The organism is Thioalkalivibrio sp. ALJ3 (assembly GCF_000377205.1).
Lineage (GTDB): Bacteria > Pseudomonadota > Gammaproteobacteria > Ectothiorhodospirales > Ectothiorhodospiraceae > Thioalkalivibrio.
Window position 1 is genome coordinate 149,340 of record NZ_KB897908.1, and the last position, 15,882, is coordinate 165,221.

The following is a 15,882-nucleotide window of genomic DNA, read 5'->3' on the forward strand; positions in this document are numbered from 1 at the left end:
GGAAGGGCCTCTCTCGTTTGGCGGGTATCTAAAGCCTGTACGGAACGCGGATGCCCGGGAGTTCGGGCGAGAAGGCCTTGGTATCCCGTGTGACGAGAAGGGCCCCCTGGGTATCGGCTGTTGCGAGGATGATCGCATCGGGCAGGCGTAGCCGATGTGTCTTGCGTAGTTGTACGGCTGCTTCGGCGATCGGCTGGTCGATTGGCGTGATTTCGAAGGTCTCGAGAAACTGCCGGACTTCCTGTTCTTCTTGTTTTTCTTTGCAGCCGACGAGGATTTCCATCCAGGTGATCTGACTGATGAGGCGCACCGGATAGAGGGCAAACTCCTCGGCGGCTTGAGGCTGGCCATTGAGGTAGTCCACCAGGATGTTGGTGTCAAAGACGGCCTTCACCGCGACCACTCATCGCGTCGCGCCTCTTGATACTCCACCCCGTCCTGGCGTTGTCCCCAGATGCCGAATGCCGGGGCGTCCTGCCCCGGGGGCGGGTGGTCCTTCAGGTAGGACCTGACCGCGCGGCGGATGGCTTCGGTCTGGGAGATCTTCTCCCGGCGTGCCAGTGCCTTGATGGCGCGCAGTTCCTGTTCGGGGATGTCGACGATGGTGCGCATGGCTTCGGAATCCGATATCAGAAAGTGATATCAGCCATATTGGGGCGCCCGCGGATGGATTTCAATGCCGAGTGTTGGCGGCTTGGTGGTGCGTGATCATCACCCAGGGGGATGGGTTTCTGCAGATGGGCCTAGATTCGCAGGAGGCCAGCCCTCTGGCCGATGGGGTTGGGCTGGCGTGGGTGATCGCGCAGGGGGCTGCGCTCCTACAGGAGTGGTTGGGGTTGGCGTAGGAGGCCAGCCCTCTGGCCGATGGGGTTGGGTTGGCGTGGTTTATCGCGCAGGGGGCTGCGCTCCTACAGGGGGCGGTTGGGGTTGGCGTAGGAGGCCAGCCCTCTGGCCGATGGGGTTGGGTTGGCGTGGGTAATCGCGCAGGGGGCTGCGCTCCTACAGGGGTGGTTGGGGTTGGCGTAGGAGGCCAGCCCTCTGGCCGATGGGGTTGGGTTGGCGTGGGTGATCGCGCAGGGGGCTGCGCTCCTACAGGGGGCGGTTGGGGTTGGATGTAGGAGGCCAGCCCTCTGGCCGATTTGGGCCTGTCCGGTAGTAGTGCGCCGTCAGCCGGCAGGCTCCAGGAGGAGCGCGGTCAGCGGGGGCAGGTGGAGGTAGAGCGTGGCGGGGTGGCCGTTGCGCTCGATGGGTTCGGCGTGGGCGTGGGCGGGTCCGCGCGATTCGCCGCCGTAGGCCTGGGCGTCGGTGTTGAGGACGACGCGCCAGGCGCCGGGGTGCGGGGCGGGGACCGGGTGGGCGCCGCGTTCGATGGGGGTGAGGTTGAGCACGACGATGCGTTCGTGGCCGTGGATGTCGCGGCGCAGGAAGCTGAGGGTGGAGTGCGAGGCGTCGTCGCAGTCCAGCCAGGAGAAGCCGTCGGGCTCGAATTCGCGGCCGTGCAGGGCCGCGTGGTCGCGGTAGATCCAGTTGAGGTCGCGCACGAGTTGTTGCAGGCCCTGGTGCAGTGGGTATTGCAGGACGTACCAGTCCAGCTCGCTGTCCTCGGACCATTCGGGACCCTGGCCAAATTCCTGGCCCATGAACAGGAGCTTCTTGCCGGGGTAGAGCCACTGCCAGGCATAGAGCAGGCGCAGGTTGGCGTGCTGCTCCCATTCGTTGCCGGGCATGCGGCCGCGCAGGCTGCGTTTGCCGTGCACGACTTCGTCGTGGGAGAAGGGCAGGACGAAGTTCTCGCTGTAGGCGTAGATCTGGCCGAAGGTGAGCTGGTTGTGGTGGTAGTGGCGGTAGATCGGGTCCATGCCGAAATAGGTCAGGGTGTCGTGCATCCAGCCCATGTTCCATTTCATGGTGAAGCCGAGCCCACCCATGGACGGCGGGCGGCTGACGCCGGGCCAGGCGGTGGATTCCTCGGCGATCATGACCACGCCCGGGTGCGCGGTCTGTACGGTCTCGTTCAGGTGGCGCAGGAAGTCGATCGCCTCCAGGTTTTCGTTGCCGCCGTGGATGTTGGGCAGCCAGTCGTGCGGTTCGCGGTCGTAGTCGCGGTAGAGCATGGAGGCGACGGCATCGACGCGCAGGCCGTCGATGTGGAAGTCCTCGACCCAGCACAGCGCGCTGGAGAGCAGGAAGTTGCGTACCTCGGGGCGGGAGTAGTTGAAGATCAGCGTGCCCCAGCCGCGGTGTTCGCCGATGCGCGGGTCTTCGTGTTCGTACAGTGCGGTGCCGTCGAAGCGGGCGAGGGCGAATTCGTCGCGCGGGAAGTGGCCGGGCACCCAGTCGAGCAGTACGCCGAGTCCGGCCTGGTGGGCCTGGTCGACGAAGTAGCGGAAATCGTCCGGGTCGCCAAAGCGCGAGGTGGGAGCGAAGAAGCCGGTGCTCTGATAGCCCCAGGAACCGTCGAATGGGTGCTCGGTGATCGGCAGCAGCTCGAGATGGGTGAAGCCCATGTCGCGGGCATAGGGCACCAGCCGTTCGGCCAGCTCGCGGTAGTTGGGCCACTGGCCCTCGGGGCTGCGCTGCCATGAGCCGAGATGCACCTCGTAGATGCTCATGGGGCGGTGCTTCCAGCCCTCGGGATCGCGGTTGTCCAGCCAGTTCTGGTCGCCCCAGGTGTAGTCGCTTTGCGGCTGGATTCGGGCGGCCGTTTCCGGGCGCAGCTGGTAGGCGCGGGCGTAGGGGTCGGTGCGGACATGGATGGTGCCGTGGTCACGGTTGCGGACCTCGAACTTGTACAACGTCTCGCGGTCCAGACCGGGTACAAACAGTTCCCAGATGCCGCTGCCCGGGTGCACGGTCATGGGGTGGCAGCGGCCGTCCCAGCGGTTGAAGTCGCCGACGACGGAGACGCGCTCGGCGTTCGGGGCCCAGACGGCGAAGCGCACGCCGTCGATGCCGTCGCGGCTCTGCGGGTGGGCGCCAAGCATGCGGTGGGCGTGCCAGTGGCGACCTTCGGCGAACAGATGGCGGTCGAACTCCGGGATGTCCGGGCCGAAGCTCCACGGGTCAACGGTCCGTAACGTATCCGTGCCACCCTCGGGCTTCCAGTGGAGTTCCGGGTGTGCGGGGAGGGCATTGCGTTTGCCCTGCCAGGTGAAGAGTCCGGGGATTCTGGTACTGGGTGTGAGCGGTTCGTCGGATCCGCCCGAAAGTGTGATCGAGGCCTCGCTGGCGTGCGGCAGCCATGCCCGGTAGCAGGCAGTCTCTTGATCCAGCGCATGAAGCCCCAGGACGCTGTGTGGATCATGGAGGCGCGCCTCCGGCAAACGCGCCAGGGTATCGGCAACGGGTGTGATGCATTTGCTGGAGGCTGTTGTCATACTCGAATCACGCTCCGTGTTTAGCCGGGGTCACAACCCCGAAGAGGTTTATTGGCAAGGATGGGTGCATGAATCCGCAACCGCAACGTTTTGTTAGTCGTCTGACCCGCGAGACTCTGGCCCTGATCCTCGCCGGTGGGCGCGGTTCGCGGCTGAAGCAACTGACGCTCTGGCGGGCCAAGCCGGCCGTACCGTTTGGCGGCAAGTTCCGCATCATCGACTTTCCCCTCTCCAACTGTATCAACTCGGGCATTCGCCAGGTCGCGGTGCTGACGCAGTACAAGGCGCATTCGCTGATCCAGCATATCCAGCGTGGCTGGAGCTTCCTGCGCGGGGAGTTCGGCGAGTTTATCGAGCTGTTGCCGGCGCAACAGCGCATCGAGACGTCCTGGTACCAGGGCACGGCGGACGCGGTCTACCAGAACATCGACATCATCCGGCAGCATGCCCCGCGGTACGTGCTGATCCTGGCCGGCGACCACATCTACAAGATGGACTACGGCCAGATGATCGCCTTCCACGTGGAGAGCGGGGCGGACATGACGGTGGGCTGCCTGGAGGTGGAGCGCGAGCGTGCCAAGGCCTTTGGCGTGATGGGTGTGGATGCCTCCAGCCGTATTACGTCGTTTGCCGAAAAGCCGGACGACCCGGCGAGCATTCCGGGCAAGAGCACCCACTCGCTGGCCTCGATGGGGATCTACGTGATCAACACCGAGTTCCTGTTCGATCAACTGATCACCGATGCGGACGACACCTTCTCCACGCACGACTTCGGCAAGGACATCATCCCCAGCATCATCGAGCGCTTTCAGGTGATGGCCTACCCGTTCCGCGACGAGCAGGGCGCGCGCCAGGGCTACTGGCGTGATGTGGGGACGATCGACTCCTACTGGCAGGCGAACCTGGAGCTGATCGGCGTGACGCCGGAGCTGAACCTGTACGACTCCGACTGGCCGATCTGGACGTATCAGGAGCAGCTGCCGCCGGCCAAGTTCGTGTTCGACGACGACGATCGCCGGGGCATGGCGATCGACTCCATGGTGTCGGGTGGATGCATCATCTCGGGCAGCACGATCCGCCACTCGCTGCTGTTCTCCAACGTGCAGGTGAACGCCGGTTCCACGGTGGAAGACGCGGTAGTCCTGCCCAGCGTGACGGTCGGCGAGGACTGCGTGATCCAGAAGGCGGTGATCGACAAGGGCTGCAGGGTGCCCGACGGAACCCAGATCGGTGTGGACGACGAGGCGGATGCCCGCGACTACTACATATCGCCCGAAGGCGTGCGGGTGGTGACACCCGAGATGCTCGGGCAGGCCACGCACTATGTCCGCTAGTACCACGCTGGTGCCGACTCCACCCAAACTCGATGTGGTGCTGTGCTGGCATATGCACCAGCCACAGTACTTCGAAAGCGGCGCCGGCGAGTACGCGCTGCCCTGGACGTACCTCCACGCGCTGAAGGACTACACGGACATGGCCGCCCACCTGGAGGCCTGCCCGAAGGCGCGCGCGGTAGTCAATTTCGCGCCGATCCTGCTGGAGCAGCTGGCGGATTATGGTGAGCGCCTCGATGTCTGTGTGCGCGAGCACCGGCCGGTGGGCGATCCGGTACTGGATTTGCTGCACATGGATGTGGTGCCGACGGATCTCGCACAGCGCCAGGAGATCCTGCGCGTGTGCCTGCGGGCCCATGCCCCGCGGATGATCGAGCCGTTCCCGCTGTTCCAGCGGCTCGCCGATATCGCCCGTAACGCGCTGGATGAACCGCTGCTCTTGGGGCATCTGGACGCCCGCTTTTTCCAGGACCTGGCCACCTGCTACCACCTGGCCTGGATGGGCGAGACCATCCGTTGGGCGTATCCCGAGGTACGCGGCTGGCTGAAGACCGATACCAGCTTCGAGCCCGGCATGCGCCAGCGTCTGCTGACGCTGATCCGCGACGAGGTGAAGGGCATCCTGCCGCGCTATCGCGAGCTGGCGGACAGTGGCCGGGTCGAGCTCTCGTTTACCCCGTACGCCCATCCGATCATGCCGCTTATGATCGATCTGGCCTCGGCCCGCGAGGCCATGCCGGAGATCGAACTGCCCAAGGCCCCCGCCTATCCCGACGGGGAAGCGCGGGTGCGCTGGCATATCGAGCGCGGGCTGGAGATCTTCGAGAAGCATTTTGGCTTTCGGCCTCATGGGTGCTGGCCGTCCGAAGGGAGCCTGAGCGAGGCCACCGTCCGTCTGCTGGACGAATACAAGCTGTGCTGGACGGCCAGTGGCCAGACGGTGCTCGCCAACAGCCTTGCGGCGGCGGGCGAGACGGCCGAGTCCAATACCGGCTCGGCCGAGGAGGAGGGCTGGCTGCACAGGCCTTACCAGCTACAGGGAAGCAAGATCGAGCTGTTCTTCCGCGATGACGGACTGTCCGATGCCATTGGTTTTCGGTATGCGGACTGGCATGCGGACGACGCGGTGGGGGATTTCATCCACCACTTGGAAAACATCGCTGCCGTCTCGCCCCAGGGCGGGGTGGTTTCGGTGATTCTGGATGGCGAGAACGCCTGGGAGTACTACCCGGAGAACGGGTACCACTTCCTCAATGCGTTGTACGAACGGCTGGGTAAGCACACCGGGCTGAACCTCTGCACCTTCTTCGATGTGTGCCGCCGCAGCGGGAAGAGCCGTGACCGCGGCGAACTGTCGGGGCTGGTCGCCGGAAGCTGGGTATACGGGACGTTCTCTACCTGGATTGGCGACCCGGACAAGAACCGGGGCTGGGACAGCCTGATCGAGGCCCGCGAGGCGGTGGACCGGGCAGTGGCCGAGGATCCCTCGCTGGATACCCCGGCATTGCGCGAACAACTGGCGATCTGCGAAGGATCTGACTGGTGCTGGTGGTTCGGCGCGTACAACCCTGCCGGCTCGGTTAGTGACTTCGAGCAGCTTTATCGCCGGCATCTGGCACGGCTTTATCAGCTCGCCAATCTCAACGTTCCCGAGTCCCTGGGCGAGGTGCTGTCGGTAGGCGGCGGGGATCCGGCCGCCGGCGGCACGATGCGCATGGGACAGACGGGCTGATGGTGGGCGAGGCCCACTGTAACCCCCTGATGCGGAGACGGCGGGCGGGAGTCCTGCTGCATCCTACCTCCCTGCCAGGAAGCGAACCGGTCGGTACACTCGGCGGCGAGGCCTACGCCTTTCTCGAATGGGCTCGCCGGGCAGGGTTTTCGCTATGGCAGATCCTGCCGCTTCATCCTCCACACGAGGACGGCTCGCCCTACGCGAGTATCTCCGCGTTTGCCGGCGATACTCGCCTGATCGATCCCCGGCTGCTGGCCGAGCGGGTCGGGTTGTCCGCGGACACCGGCACCGGGGAAGCGATGCTGGCCCGGGCGCATGCCCGGTTGAACGATACGCCGGCGGTCTGGCGGGAGGCCTATGAGCGATTCTGCCAGGAGCAGGGGCCGGTCTGGCTGGACGACTATGCGCGCTTCGTGGCGATCCGCGCACGCGAGCAGGATCGGCCCTGGTGGGAATGGTCGCCGGAGTTGCGCGATCGCGATCCGGATGCCCTGGAACGGGTCGAGGAGGAGGCGCGCGAAGAGCTGGAGCGCGTGCGCTTTTCCCAGTTCGTGTTTTTCGACCAGTGGCACGACCTGCGCCGTCAGGCGGCCGATTTGGGCATTCTGATCCTGGGCGATATGCCGATCTTCGTCGCGCATGATTCGGCCGATGTCTGGGCTCATCGCGACCTGTTCGACCTGGACGAGACGGGGCACCCGGTCACCGTGGCGGGGGTTCCCCCCGACTACTTCTCCGAGACCGGGCAGCGCTGGGGCAATCCCCATTATCGCTGGGACCGCCTGGAGGAGACCGGCTACCGCTGGTGGGTCGAGCGCATGCGCTGGGTGCTTCAGACGGTGGATGCGGTGCGCATCGACCATTTTCGAGGCTTCGAGGCGAGTTGGGGGATCCCGGCCGAAGAGTCCGATGCGACCAACGGGCGCTGGGTGCCGGGCCCGGGCGAGCCGTTTTTCCGCCGGTTGCAGGACGAGCTGGGTACGCTGCCGTTGCTGGCGGAGGACCTCGGCGTGATCACCGCCGAGGTGACGGCGCTGCGCCAGCATTTCGACCTGCCGGGCATGCGCATCCTGCAGTTCGCCTTCGAGGGCGGCTGGGACAACCCGTATCTGCCGGACAACCACGACGAGGCCAGCGCCGTTTATACCGGGACGCACGACAACGACACCACGCTGGGCTGGTTTTACTCGCTCTCTGCCGAGATGCAGGCGCATGTGATCAATACGCTGAACGAGGGCGGTGCCGAGGAGATGCCGTGGCCGCTGATCCGTGCCGCCTATCGTTCCGTGGCGCAGCTGGCCATTGTCCCCATGCAGGACGCGCTCGCCCTCGACGCACGAGCCCGCATGAATCGTCCCGGCACGATGGACGATGGCAACTGGCGCTGGCGCTTCTCCTGGAAGCAGGTGCCTGAGGGCCGCGCCGCCGAACTGCAGGCCCTGGCGCGCGAAACGAATCGGTTGTAGGGACTTCCCGCCCGCCATTGCCAGCCTGTCCCGCATCCCGGAGAATGCCGGCCACCGGAGGGGTGGCAGAGCGGTTGAATGCACCGGTCTTGAAAACCGGCAGGGACTCACGTCCCTCGTGGGTTCAAATCCCACCCCCTCCGCCATTTCCCAGGGTTTGCACGGTTTAGCCCGTCGCGGGATCGTGCAAGACACTCGTAGGGTGCGGTTGAGCGCCGCGAAACGCACCATGCCCTGCGTCGAGCGAAAGCCCGATGCGATTCGCTTTGCTCATCACATCCTGCGGTGGTGCGACGAATTGACCCTTGTGGCGGATCGGGTCTCCCTTGACGCCGATTCCGGCTGGACGTAATCTTGCCGCCGTTCTGGGCGGTTAGCTCAGCGGTAGAGCACTGCCTTCACACGGCAGGGGTCACTAGTTCGAACCTAGTACCGCCCACCAGCATTATCAAAGGGTTAGGTCCACGCGGGCCTAACCCTTTTTTGTTGGGGGTGCAGTAGGGGTGCATGGTGTCCAAGGTTGGCACCGATGAATCCCGCACTATTGCTCGTGGTGGCCCAGATCTACCTGAGCATTGAATGCGGAGGTGTCCCGCCGTATTGCCTGGCCTTATTCCCTCTCTCTCCGCCACTGCGAGCTGAAGCACTCCGCTGAGGCATAGCCCCCGCACACGGCAGCACCGCTGGCTTAAAACCGCATGGCAGAGCGCCATCCCGGTGGCCCTGCTGTGACGTGCCGTCTCGCTCATCGCTCGTTCATCCCCGGACCCAAAGCGGCTCCGAAATTGGGTATGACCAGCTTTTCCCGAGCCGGGTACAGGGGGCTCGCTGGATCCTGGTGTCATAAGGCCTTGCATAGGGTGAGTGAACCCCCAGAAGCCGAGGAGGCACTCATGAGAAAGGTCGTATCACATCAAGCATCGCAATTGGCCGGGACCTCGCAAGACCGAGGAAAGTTGGTCGAGCGTTTAGCCCGTGCACAGCAGAGTAGCAGTGGGGACGCGGATTCTTTCGCCGCACACCTCACCGCCAACGGAGTAACTATCTACCACCGCCGCATTCCGAGCGACGACTGGAGGCAGGTCGGCGTGCAAGTTCGGCTAGTCCTTCATCTGGAAGATGATGATGACCAGTGGATTTCTTCGGAAATCTGGCTGCCTGCGGGGCGTCATAGCCCGGAAGAGCAGCAGCACTATGCTGATCTAATGTTCCGGGCACTAGCCGGAGCAGCTTAATGCATCACCATTCGACCCCGGCCAGTGCCGGGGTTTTTTTGTGGGCAACCCTCCGTACTTAGTGCCGAATTGGCTTCGTCCCTGACCGTCGAGTCACAGGGATGAGTAATCACGTGATAGTGGTCACCCCGATGGGGTGGCTGTCCGTCTTATCTCCCTGGCGTTGAGCCGCAGGTAGCGCTGGGTCCAGTGCATTCGATGACTCAGGGTGGTTCGTCCGCCACGATGCGCCAGCAGGCGTGTCCAGGCACCGCTGATGTGATGACACCCCTGATCGGAGTGCACCACCAGGACCGGTCCAGGCTGCTGGCTCTGCTGCGTCATACGCAGCGTAATGTAGGCCAGCTCGGATTCCAGTGGTCGGATCATGGGCCGCTCACCATCCTGCGGGGCATATGTTCAGCATCGCCGCAGCCGATGTCGTTCACCGCCACCGGTGGGGTGTCATGGCGCTGCATCGGAGCCATGAACGCTCGGTTCTATGCTAGGCACCACTCCTGTTCCCCCATCTCAGGCGCGAGTCCGAAAGTCCGATGCTTACGCCCTTCGTAGCGCTTCGACCCAAGGGGCAGTGCAAGTATCGTGCTTGAGTCTGGGTCGAGAGGGGGTGTTTTTGAGGATTCTGTGGATTCTGAGCGCTGTGGTGGAATCTGAATGGCTGGGATTGTGACCCCATCCAGGATGAGTGGTGTTCAGCTTATGGCTAGGCGGCGTTGATGTGGAATGGATGGCTGAAATGGGGGTAACAGCCTCCTCGGATTACAGCTAGGTCAGGTGACCCTGAAGGATCTTCCACCCCCTTCTGGTTGGGGGTGACCCCTCTCTGTCGGTAGGGCGGTTAAAATAGGGCAGGCTTATAAATGTGCCAACCATAAACTGGCCACAATATCCTCAAAATACACAATCTATGCCGCTGCTTGTGATCCCTTCGGGGTAGCTACCAGCGGCCTTTCGGCAGGAGAAGAGGCCAAAGCTAAAACGGCTGGTACCTCAAGGCACCAGCCGCGGATCGTAGGCCTCAGGCCGAGCTACTGGCCAAGGAATATCGGGTTGACCTCAAACTGGACGGAGCGACGCCCAGCGCCCCTCTGGCCCGTTTCTAATCGCCGAATATAACCCCGTTCCTCGAGCACCATGAGAGGCTTTTCGAGCTCTCGGGACTCCTTGAAGGATGCCCTCAAGGCCTGGTGAACATCCCGTTGTGTGAACGTCTCAAGCTTCTGTTTCGAGATCCAGCCCCAAACGCGTGTCGCGGCACCTCTCGGGCTTTTGTTATCTGTTGTGTCCAGCACCGCCAAGCTATGTTGGTAGAAGGTTCGCATCATGGAGATGGCGCACTGCATGGTTTTCAAGGAGACATCAACCTTTGATGGACTTCGATGGGCATGTTCGAGCGCATGCAGCACGCCAGCGATTCGTGCTGTCGCGCCTGGCGCCTTACCCGCCCAGTCTTGCGCGTGTTCCGCCAGTTCGTCCGGCCGCATGTCGTGCTCGATCTCAAGGGCGAACTGCCGAAGCTCCACCCGGGCCTCATCCGCGATTGTTAGCGTCCACGAGCCTTGGTTGGTGTCTTCTTCGCAGTCAAGGATTGCCTCAACTGCCGCCTCGAAATCGATCTTGGCTTGTTGATCCAATGGTACTTCAACCAATTGCCTGTATCCCAAGGTGCTTTTCGGTTGCAGGTACAGGAAGCGAGCCAGCAGTCCTCGATCACGGAAGTCGTCCAATCCGGATAGGCTTTCGAGAATCGAAGGTTGTGGTGTGACGCAGATCGTTACGAGGGGCTCGGAAAGCAATACGGAGTCCCTGCCGACCCTGTGGACCTGTTCAGCATCCCCTGAGTGACTCTTCAGCATCAAGTCGAGGTTTGGGGTTCCGCGCTGGTATCGCCCGGCCAAGAACCCGAAGAGCCCCGCTTCCGATGACATCCAGGCCATGCGCTCTTGGTGTTCCGCTAACAAAATGGCGAGCTTTTCTGGGGTTGAATCACTGGTCCAAAGGAGTGGGAGCACCACCTCTTCCCGTTTTTTTTCTTCGAGTGCCTGGAGCTCAGATAGCTTTTGATCGGACACGTTAGGGTCCGCTGTGGAAGCCAGAGACTTTGTTAAGCGCTTTATCTTCGCATCAATGATCTGGTTGTGGGCATCGACCTCCTGCTTTAATGCCTGAAGCCTCTTCGCTTCACGTTTTTGCCATCCCACCAATACCTGTGTGCAGATTTTGTGGACAGCCGACTTCCGTTGTCCGGAGGATAACGCTGTCGCGAGCCAAAGATTCGTAGGCTCATGATGTCCCGGAGCGGTTTCAATTCGGAACCGGCGGGCGGTCGCAACCGCCGCGACGCCAAGTAATTGTGTGAACGCTAACTCGACCGGCGTTTCGGTATGGTGAGCGATCGACTCTGCGTGGCATCGAAGCACGTCGGGAGCGAGTCGCAAGTCCATTCCGGAAAGCTCTTCGGTGAAAATAGGCTGGAGTGGCGGCCACCCCAGGGTTGGGGCCTGACAGTCACTCGTGGACCCGGTAGCCGTGGAGGGATTGACGAAGGAGGCCATTACGCACCCCCTACGGTATGTTTGATGATCCAGGATCGGATGTCATCGATGCTATACCGGACGCAGCGCCCAATCTTGACGTAGGGAAGGTCGCGGAGGGCATTCGTCTGGAGCCTGTGCAAACGGGCGTTTTTCAGTGTGTAGGTAGAGACGCCGAGCAATTCGGCGGCTTCCGATTCCGGGACAAGCTGAGGTTTCTGAGGATCCTGTTCTGGTTTCAATGATGTGCACCTTGTGTTGGTGCGGTACGTTCTGTTGACGACACAAGCAGTGGAGTGTACCTTCAGTGTCTCCGAGGACCGCTATCCTCGGCTTGAAGTACCGCGTTACAGAGTTAGGATTGAATTACCCCCGGCCGGTTTCCGTCCGGGGGTTTTTTGTGTCTCCACGCTATACATTGTCGCATGATTGAGAAGGGTAGGTTGGAAAAAAATTTCCATGGCGCTGAAAGTATTGCATTTTTGTATTGCATGCAGCGGCTAGCTCTGGGTGGCGTTTGAGGTCAACACAGTCATTGGAGTGCATACAACAGGGGCTGGATCGAGTAACCCAGTGAGGAAACGATAGGGCGGAGTTCGGGGGCGATCCGTTCGCACATGCGGTGCGGTGCTGCAACAATGTGGGTATCGGTAACCGGGTCACACACAGGGGAGCAGGGCTTGAACACGGAGAATCATTCGGAGACCGCCGCGTGGATCTGGACGGTGGCGGATCTGCTGCGGGGGGACTTCAAGCAGTCGCAGTACGGGCGGGTGATCCTGCCGTTCACGCTGCTGCGGCGGCTGGAGTGCGTGCTGGAGCCGACCAAGGACGGCGTGCTGGCTGCTGCAAAGGAGCACGAGAACAAGTCGGAGACGGTCCGCGAGCAATTCCTGCTGCGGCAAGCGGAGCAGCCGTTCTTCAATACCTCACCGCTGTCGCTCGCGAGTCTGTCGGATACGCAGACGGCCGAGGACCTGATGAGCTACATCGAGTCCTTCAGCAAGGATGCGCGCGAGATCTTCGATCACTTCCACTTCGAGGACTTCGTCGAGCAGCTCGCCAGCAACAACCTGCTGTACCAGGTGGTGCAGCGCTTCGCCGCCATCGACCTGCGCCCGGCGCGGCTGTCCAACTTCGGCATGGGGCTGGTGTTCGAGGAGTTGATCCGCAAGTTCGCGGAAAGCTCCAACGAGACCGCCGGGGAGCACTTCACCCCGCGTGACGTGGTGCACCTGACCACCTCGCTGGTGCTCACCGGGCAGGACCACAAGCTCCAGCCACACGGCATCGTCACTGTTTACGACCCGACCTGCGGCACCGGCGGCTTCCTGTCCGAGAGCGAGGAGTACATCCAGCAGATCAGCCAGGATGTCAGCGTGTCCCTGCACGGGCAGGAGCTGAACCCCGAGTCCTATGCGATCTGCAAGGCGGACATGCTGATCAAGGGCCAGAAGGTCGAGAACATCAAGCTCGGCAACACCCTGTCCGACGACCAGCTCGAAGAACTGCGCGCCGACTACATGCTCGCCAACCCGCCGTTCGGCGTGGAGTGGAAGAAGGTCCAGAAGCAGGTGGTGGACGAGCACCAGCACAAGGGCTTCAACGGCCGTTTCGGCCCCGGCCTGCCGCGTGTATCCGACGGCTCTTTGCTGTTCCTGCTGCACCTGGTCAGCAAGATGCGTGACCCGCGCAAGGGTGGCTCGCGCATCGGCATCATCCTCAATGGCTCTCCGCTGTTCACCGGTGGGGCCGGCAGCGGCGAGTCCGAGATCCGCCGCTACCTGCTGCAGCACGACATGGTGGAGGCCATCATCGGCCTGCCCACCGACATGTTCTACAATACCGGCATCGCCACCTACATCTGGGTGCTGAACAACAACAAGCCGGCCGAGCGTCGGGGCCGCGTGCAGCTCATCGACGCCACCGAGCGCTACGCGAAGATGCGCAAGTCGCTCGGCTCCAAGCGCCAGTACATCGACGACGCCAATATCGACGCCATCGTGCGCAGCTACGGCGCCTTCGAAGAGAGCGACAAGAGCAAGATCTTCCCGAACGAGGCCTTCGGCTACCGCCGCATCACCGTCGAACGCCCACTGCGCCTGAATTTCCAGGCCAGCCCCGAGCGCATCGAACGCATGCTGGCCGAAAAGCCGATCCAGAAGCTGGACGAGACCACCCGCCTGGGTGTGCAGGCCGCCTGCGAGCGGCTGGACGCCGAGCGCACGTACACCAACCGCGAGGACTTCCTGACCGACCTGAAGGCCCAGTTGAAGGCGCTGGACGTAAAGCTGCCCGCCGCCGCGCTGAAAGCCGTGTGGAACGGCCTGAGCGAACGCGACCCGGAAGCCGACATCTGCACCGACAAGAAGGGTAATCCGGAACCGGACAGCGACCTGCGCGATACCGAGAACGTCCCGCTGGGCGAGGACGTGTTCGAGTACTTCGAGCGCGAGGTGAAGCCGCACGTCCCCGATGCGTGGATCGACGAGGACAAGCGCGACGAACAGGACGGTGAGATCGGCATCGTCGGCTTCGAGATCCCCTTCAACCGCCACTTCTACGTGTTCCAGCCCCCACGTCCGCTGGAAGAGATCGACGCCGACCTGAAGGCCGTCACCACCCGCATCAAGCAGATGATCGAGGAGCTGTCAGCGTGAGCTTCCCGAAGTATCCCGAGTACAAGGACTCCGGTGTCGAATGGCTGGGCGAGGTGCCGGCGCATTGGCAGATACGCAAATTCAGGCACGTCTTCCAAGAGAGTAGTGAAAAAATCGATGAAAAGCCCGTAGGCGTGATGCTATCTGTTTCGGGTTATCGAGGGGTGGAGGTTAAGCAGTACGAGGATGACAATAAACGCCGGACGCATGAAGAGTTAATCGGCTACCGGATTGTTCGCCCGGGCCAGCTCGTTGTCAACACAATGTGGTTGAATTATGCAGGGTTGGGTGTTTCCGAATACGTAGGGCATGTAAGCCCCGCATATCGCAGCTATTGGATTCTGCCTGATCTTGAAAGTCGATTCGCTCATCATCTTATGAGAAGTCAGGCGTACGTTACGGGCTACACAAAATATTTGACGGGAATTCGACCCAACTCGCTGCAGATGAGCCGCGATGATCTCTTGTCGTTGCCGGTATTGGTTCCAAGTGTGAGCGAGCAGCGGGTAATTGCCGCCTTCCTCGACCACGAGACTGGGAAGATCGATGCGCTGATCGAGGAGCAGCGGCGGCTGATCGAGCTGCTGAAGGAGAAGCGGCAGGCGGTGATTTCCCACGCCGTTACCAAGGGTCTCGACCCCAACGTGCCCATGAAGGATTCCGGCGTCGAATGGTTGGGCGAGGTTCCGGCTCAGTGGGACGTAGTAATGTTGCGTCGGGTCTTAGAAGGAATAGAGCAAGGCTGGAGTCCAGAGTGCCACAGCACGCCAGCAGAGAATGGCATGTGGGGGATCCTCAAGGCAGGGGCGGTGAATAACGGAGTTTATCGAGAAAGCGAGAACAAAGCCCTCCCTCACGCCCTACATCCGCGGCCAGATCTGGAGGTCTGCAGTGGGGACGTTCTGATGTGCCGCGCCAGCGGATCTACAGACCTCATTGGGTCGGTGGCCTATGTGGAATCTTCACGCGGAAATCTAATGCTATCGGATAAGCTCTTCCGATTGATCTTCAGTCTGAAGGTGTCGGCCAAGTTTGTCGCTCGAACATTGGGCAGCAACCCATTGCGTCGTCAGATTGAGCAATCGATCAACGGGGCTGAGGGTCTAGCTAATAACCTATCCCAAGCAACAATCAAGGGGCTATATATCACGGTGCCTCCGCTACACGAGCAGGACGAGATAGTCGGCCATATTGAACAACAAACGGGGCAGATCGAAGGACTCTTGGATGCATCCAAAAATGCGGTTGATGTGTTGCAAGAGCGTCGTTCTTCCCTGATCTCTGCAGCGGTCACCGGCAAGATCGACGTGCGTGGTTGGGCGGGTGCTGCTGAGCAGGAGGAATCGGAGCTTGCAATGGTCGCGGAGGAGCAGGCCGGATACTCGGCGCAGGGAGGTGCGACGTGACACGGGGTCGGAGCTTCCGCCTCTTCCTGGTCGATGGCACCCCGCATGGGCTGTTGACGACCCAGATCATGAACTGGACTGGGCATGTGCTGATTCGTCCGCTTGGCAAGCTCTGCGAGCTAGTCCGGGGCAGGG

10 protein-coding genes, 2 tRNA genes and 1 pseudogene are annotated in these 15,882 nt (G+C 62.1%); 8 read left to right on the top strand and 5 right to left on the bottom strand.

The window, feature by feature from the left end; genetic code table 11:
* Nucleotides 1-28: 28 nt before the first annotated feature.
* From C935_RS0109440 to glgB, 3 genes are all read right to left on the bottom strand, one after another.
* Nucleotides 29-403 (bottom strand): type II toxin-antitoxin system VapC family toxin, encoded by a 375-nt coding sequence (locus C935_RS0109440; protein WP_018862256.1) that lies wholly within the window; start codon nt 401-403, stop codon nt 29-31.
* The gene (locus C935_RS0109445) at nt 391-612 is read right to left on the bottom strand and encodes a CopG family transcriptional regulator (RefSeq protein ID WP_018862257.1); all 222 of its coding nucleotides are present in this window, start codon (nt 610-612) and stop codon (nt 391-393) included. Before C935_RS0109445 ends, C935_RS0109440 begins: the two co-directional genes overlap by 13 nt.
* A gap of 554 nt (nt 613-1,166) precedes the next feature.
* Complete coding sequence (gene glgB / locus C935_RS0109455; RefSeq protein ID WP_018862259.1) at nt 1,167-3,377, bottom strand: 1,4-alpha-glucan branching protein GlgB; 2,211 nt, start codon at nt 3,375-3,377, stop codon at nt 1,167-1,169.
* A 68-nt stretch (nt 3,378-3,445) separates the two neighbouring features.
* On the opposite strand from glgB, the gene glgC reads away from it, so the two are divergent.
* From glgC to C935_RS0109480, 5 genes are all read left to right on the top strand, one after another.
* Complete coding sequence (gene glgC, locus C935_RS0109460) at nt 3,446-4,711, top strand: glucose-1-phosphate adenylyltransferase (RefSeq protein WP_018862260.1); 1,266 nt, start codon at nt 3,446-3,448, stop codon at nt 4,709-4,711.
* Nucleotides 4,712-4,763: 52 nt separating this feature from the next.
* Nucleotides 4,764-6,443: a glycoside hydrolase family 57 protein gene (locus tag C935_RS0109465; protein WP_018862261.1), complete on the top strand. Its 1,680-nt coding sequence runs from the start codon at nt 4,764-4,766 to the stop codon at nt 6,441-6,443.
* On the top strand, nt 6,443-7,912 hold the full coding sequence (gene malQ, locus C935_RS0109470) for a 4-alpha-glucanotransferase (RefSeq protein WP_018862262.1): 1,470 nt from the start codon (nt 6,443-6,445) through the stop codon (nt 7,910-7,912). Before C935_RS0109465 ends, malQ begins: the two co-directional genes overlap by 1 nt.
* A gap of 56 nt (nt 7,913-7,968) precedes the next feature.
* A tRNA-Ser gene (locus tag C935_RS0109475) sits at nt 7,969-8,058 on the top strand.
* Nucleotides 8,059-8,279: 221 nt separating this feature from the next.
* Nucleotides 8,280-8,354: transfer RNA gene (locus C935_RS0109480), tRNA-Val, on the top strand.
* Nucleotides 8,355-9,270: 916 nt separating this feature from the next.
* Here the strand turns inward: C935_RS0109480 and C935_RS0109490 are convergent.
* Nucleotides 9,271-9,516, bottom strand: coding sequence for a hypothetical protein (locus C935_RS0109490; protein WP_018862264.1), 246 nt, complete (start codon nt 9,514-9,516; stop codon nt 9,271-9,273).
* A 659-nt stretch (nt 9,517-10,175) separates the two neighbouring features.
* A complete protein-coding gene (locus tag C935_RS12785) occupies nt 10,176-11,591 on the bottom strand; it encodes a YfjI family protein (protein ID WP_196800535.1) in 1,416 nt (471 codons plus the stop codon).
* Nucleotides 11,592-12,361: 770 nt separating this feature from the next.
* Between C935_RS12785 and C935_RS0109505 the strand changes: the two genes are divergently transcribed.
* The 3 genes and pseudogenes from C935_RS0109505 to C935_RS13405 form a co-directional block, all read left to right on the top strand.
* Nucleotides 12,362-14,341: a class I SAM-dependent DNA methyltransferase gene (locus tag C935_RS0109505; protein ID WP_018862267.1), complete on the top strand. Its 1,980-nt coding sequence runs from the start codon at nt 12,362-12,364 to the stop codon at nt 14,339-14,341.
* Nucleotides 14,338-15,747: a restriction endonuclease subunit S gene (locus C935_RS0109510; RefSeq protein ID WP_018862268.1), complete on the top strand. Its 1,410-nt coding sequence runs from the start codon at nt 14,338-14,340 to the stop codon at nt 15,745-15,747. Before C935_RS0109505 ends, C935_RS0109510 begins: the two co-directional genes overlap by 4 nt.
* A pseudogene (locus C935_RS13405) lies at nt 15,744-15,875 on the top strand (DUF4357 domain-containing protein); the annotation flags it as partial. The gene C935_RS0109510 and the pseudogene C935_RS13405, both read left to right, overlap by 4 nt.
* Nucleotides 15,876-15,882 lie beyond the last annotated feature (7 nt).

Excerpts from the sequence above, each read along its gene's own strand:
- C935_RS0109445 (WP_018862257.1), bottom strand. The coding sequence starts at position 612 with ATGCGCACCATCGTCGACATCCCCGAACAGGAACTGCGCGCCATCAAG.
- glgB (WP_018862259.1), bottom strand. The coding sequence starts at position 3,377 with ATGACAACAGCCTCCAGCAAATGCATCACACCCGTTGCCGATACCCTG.
- glgC (WP_018862260.1), top strand. The coding sequence starts at position 3,446 with ATGAATCCGCAACCGCAACGTTTTGTTAGTCGTCTGACCCGCGAGACT.
- C935_RS0109465 (WP_018862261.1), top strand. The coding sequence starts at position 4,764 with ATGCACCAGCCACAGTACTTCGAAAGCGGCGCCGGCGAGTACGCGCTG.
- malQ (WP_018862262.1), top strand. The coding sequence starts at position 6,443 with ATGGTGGGCGAGGCCCACTGTAACCCCCTGATGCGGAGACGGCGGGCG.
- C935_RS0109490 (WP_018862264.1), bottom strand. The coding sequence starts at position 9,516 with ATGATCCGACCACTGGAATCCGAGCTGGCCTACATTACGCTGCGTATG.
- C935_RS12785 (WP_196800535.1), bottom strand. The coding sequence starts at position 11,591 with ATGGACTTGCGACTCGCTCCCGACGTGCTTCGATGCCACGCAGAGTCG.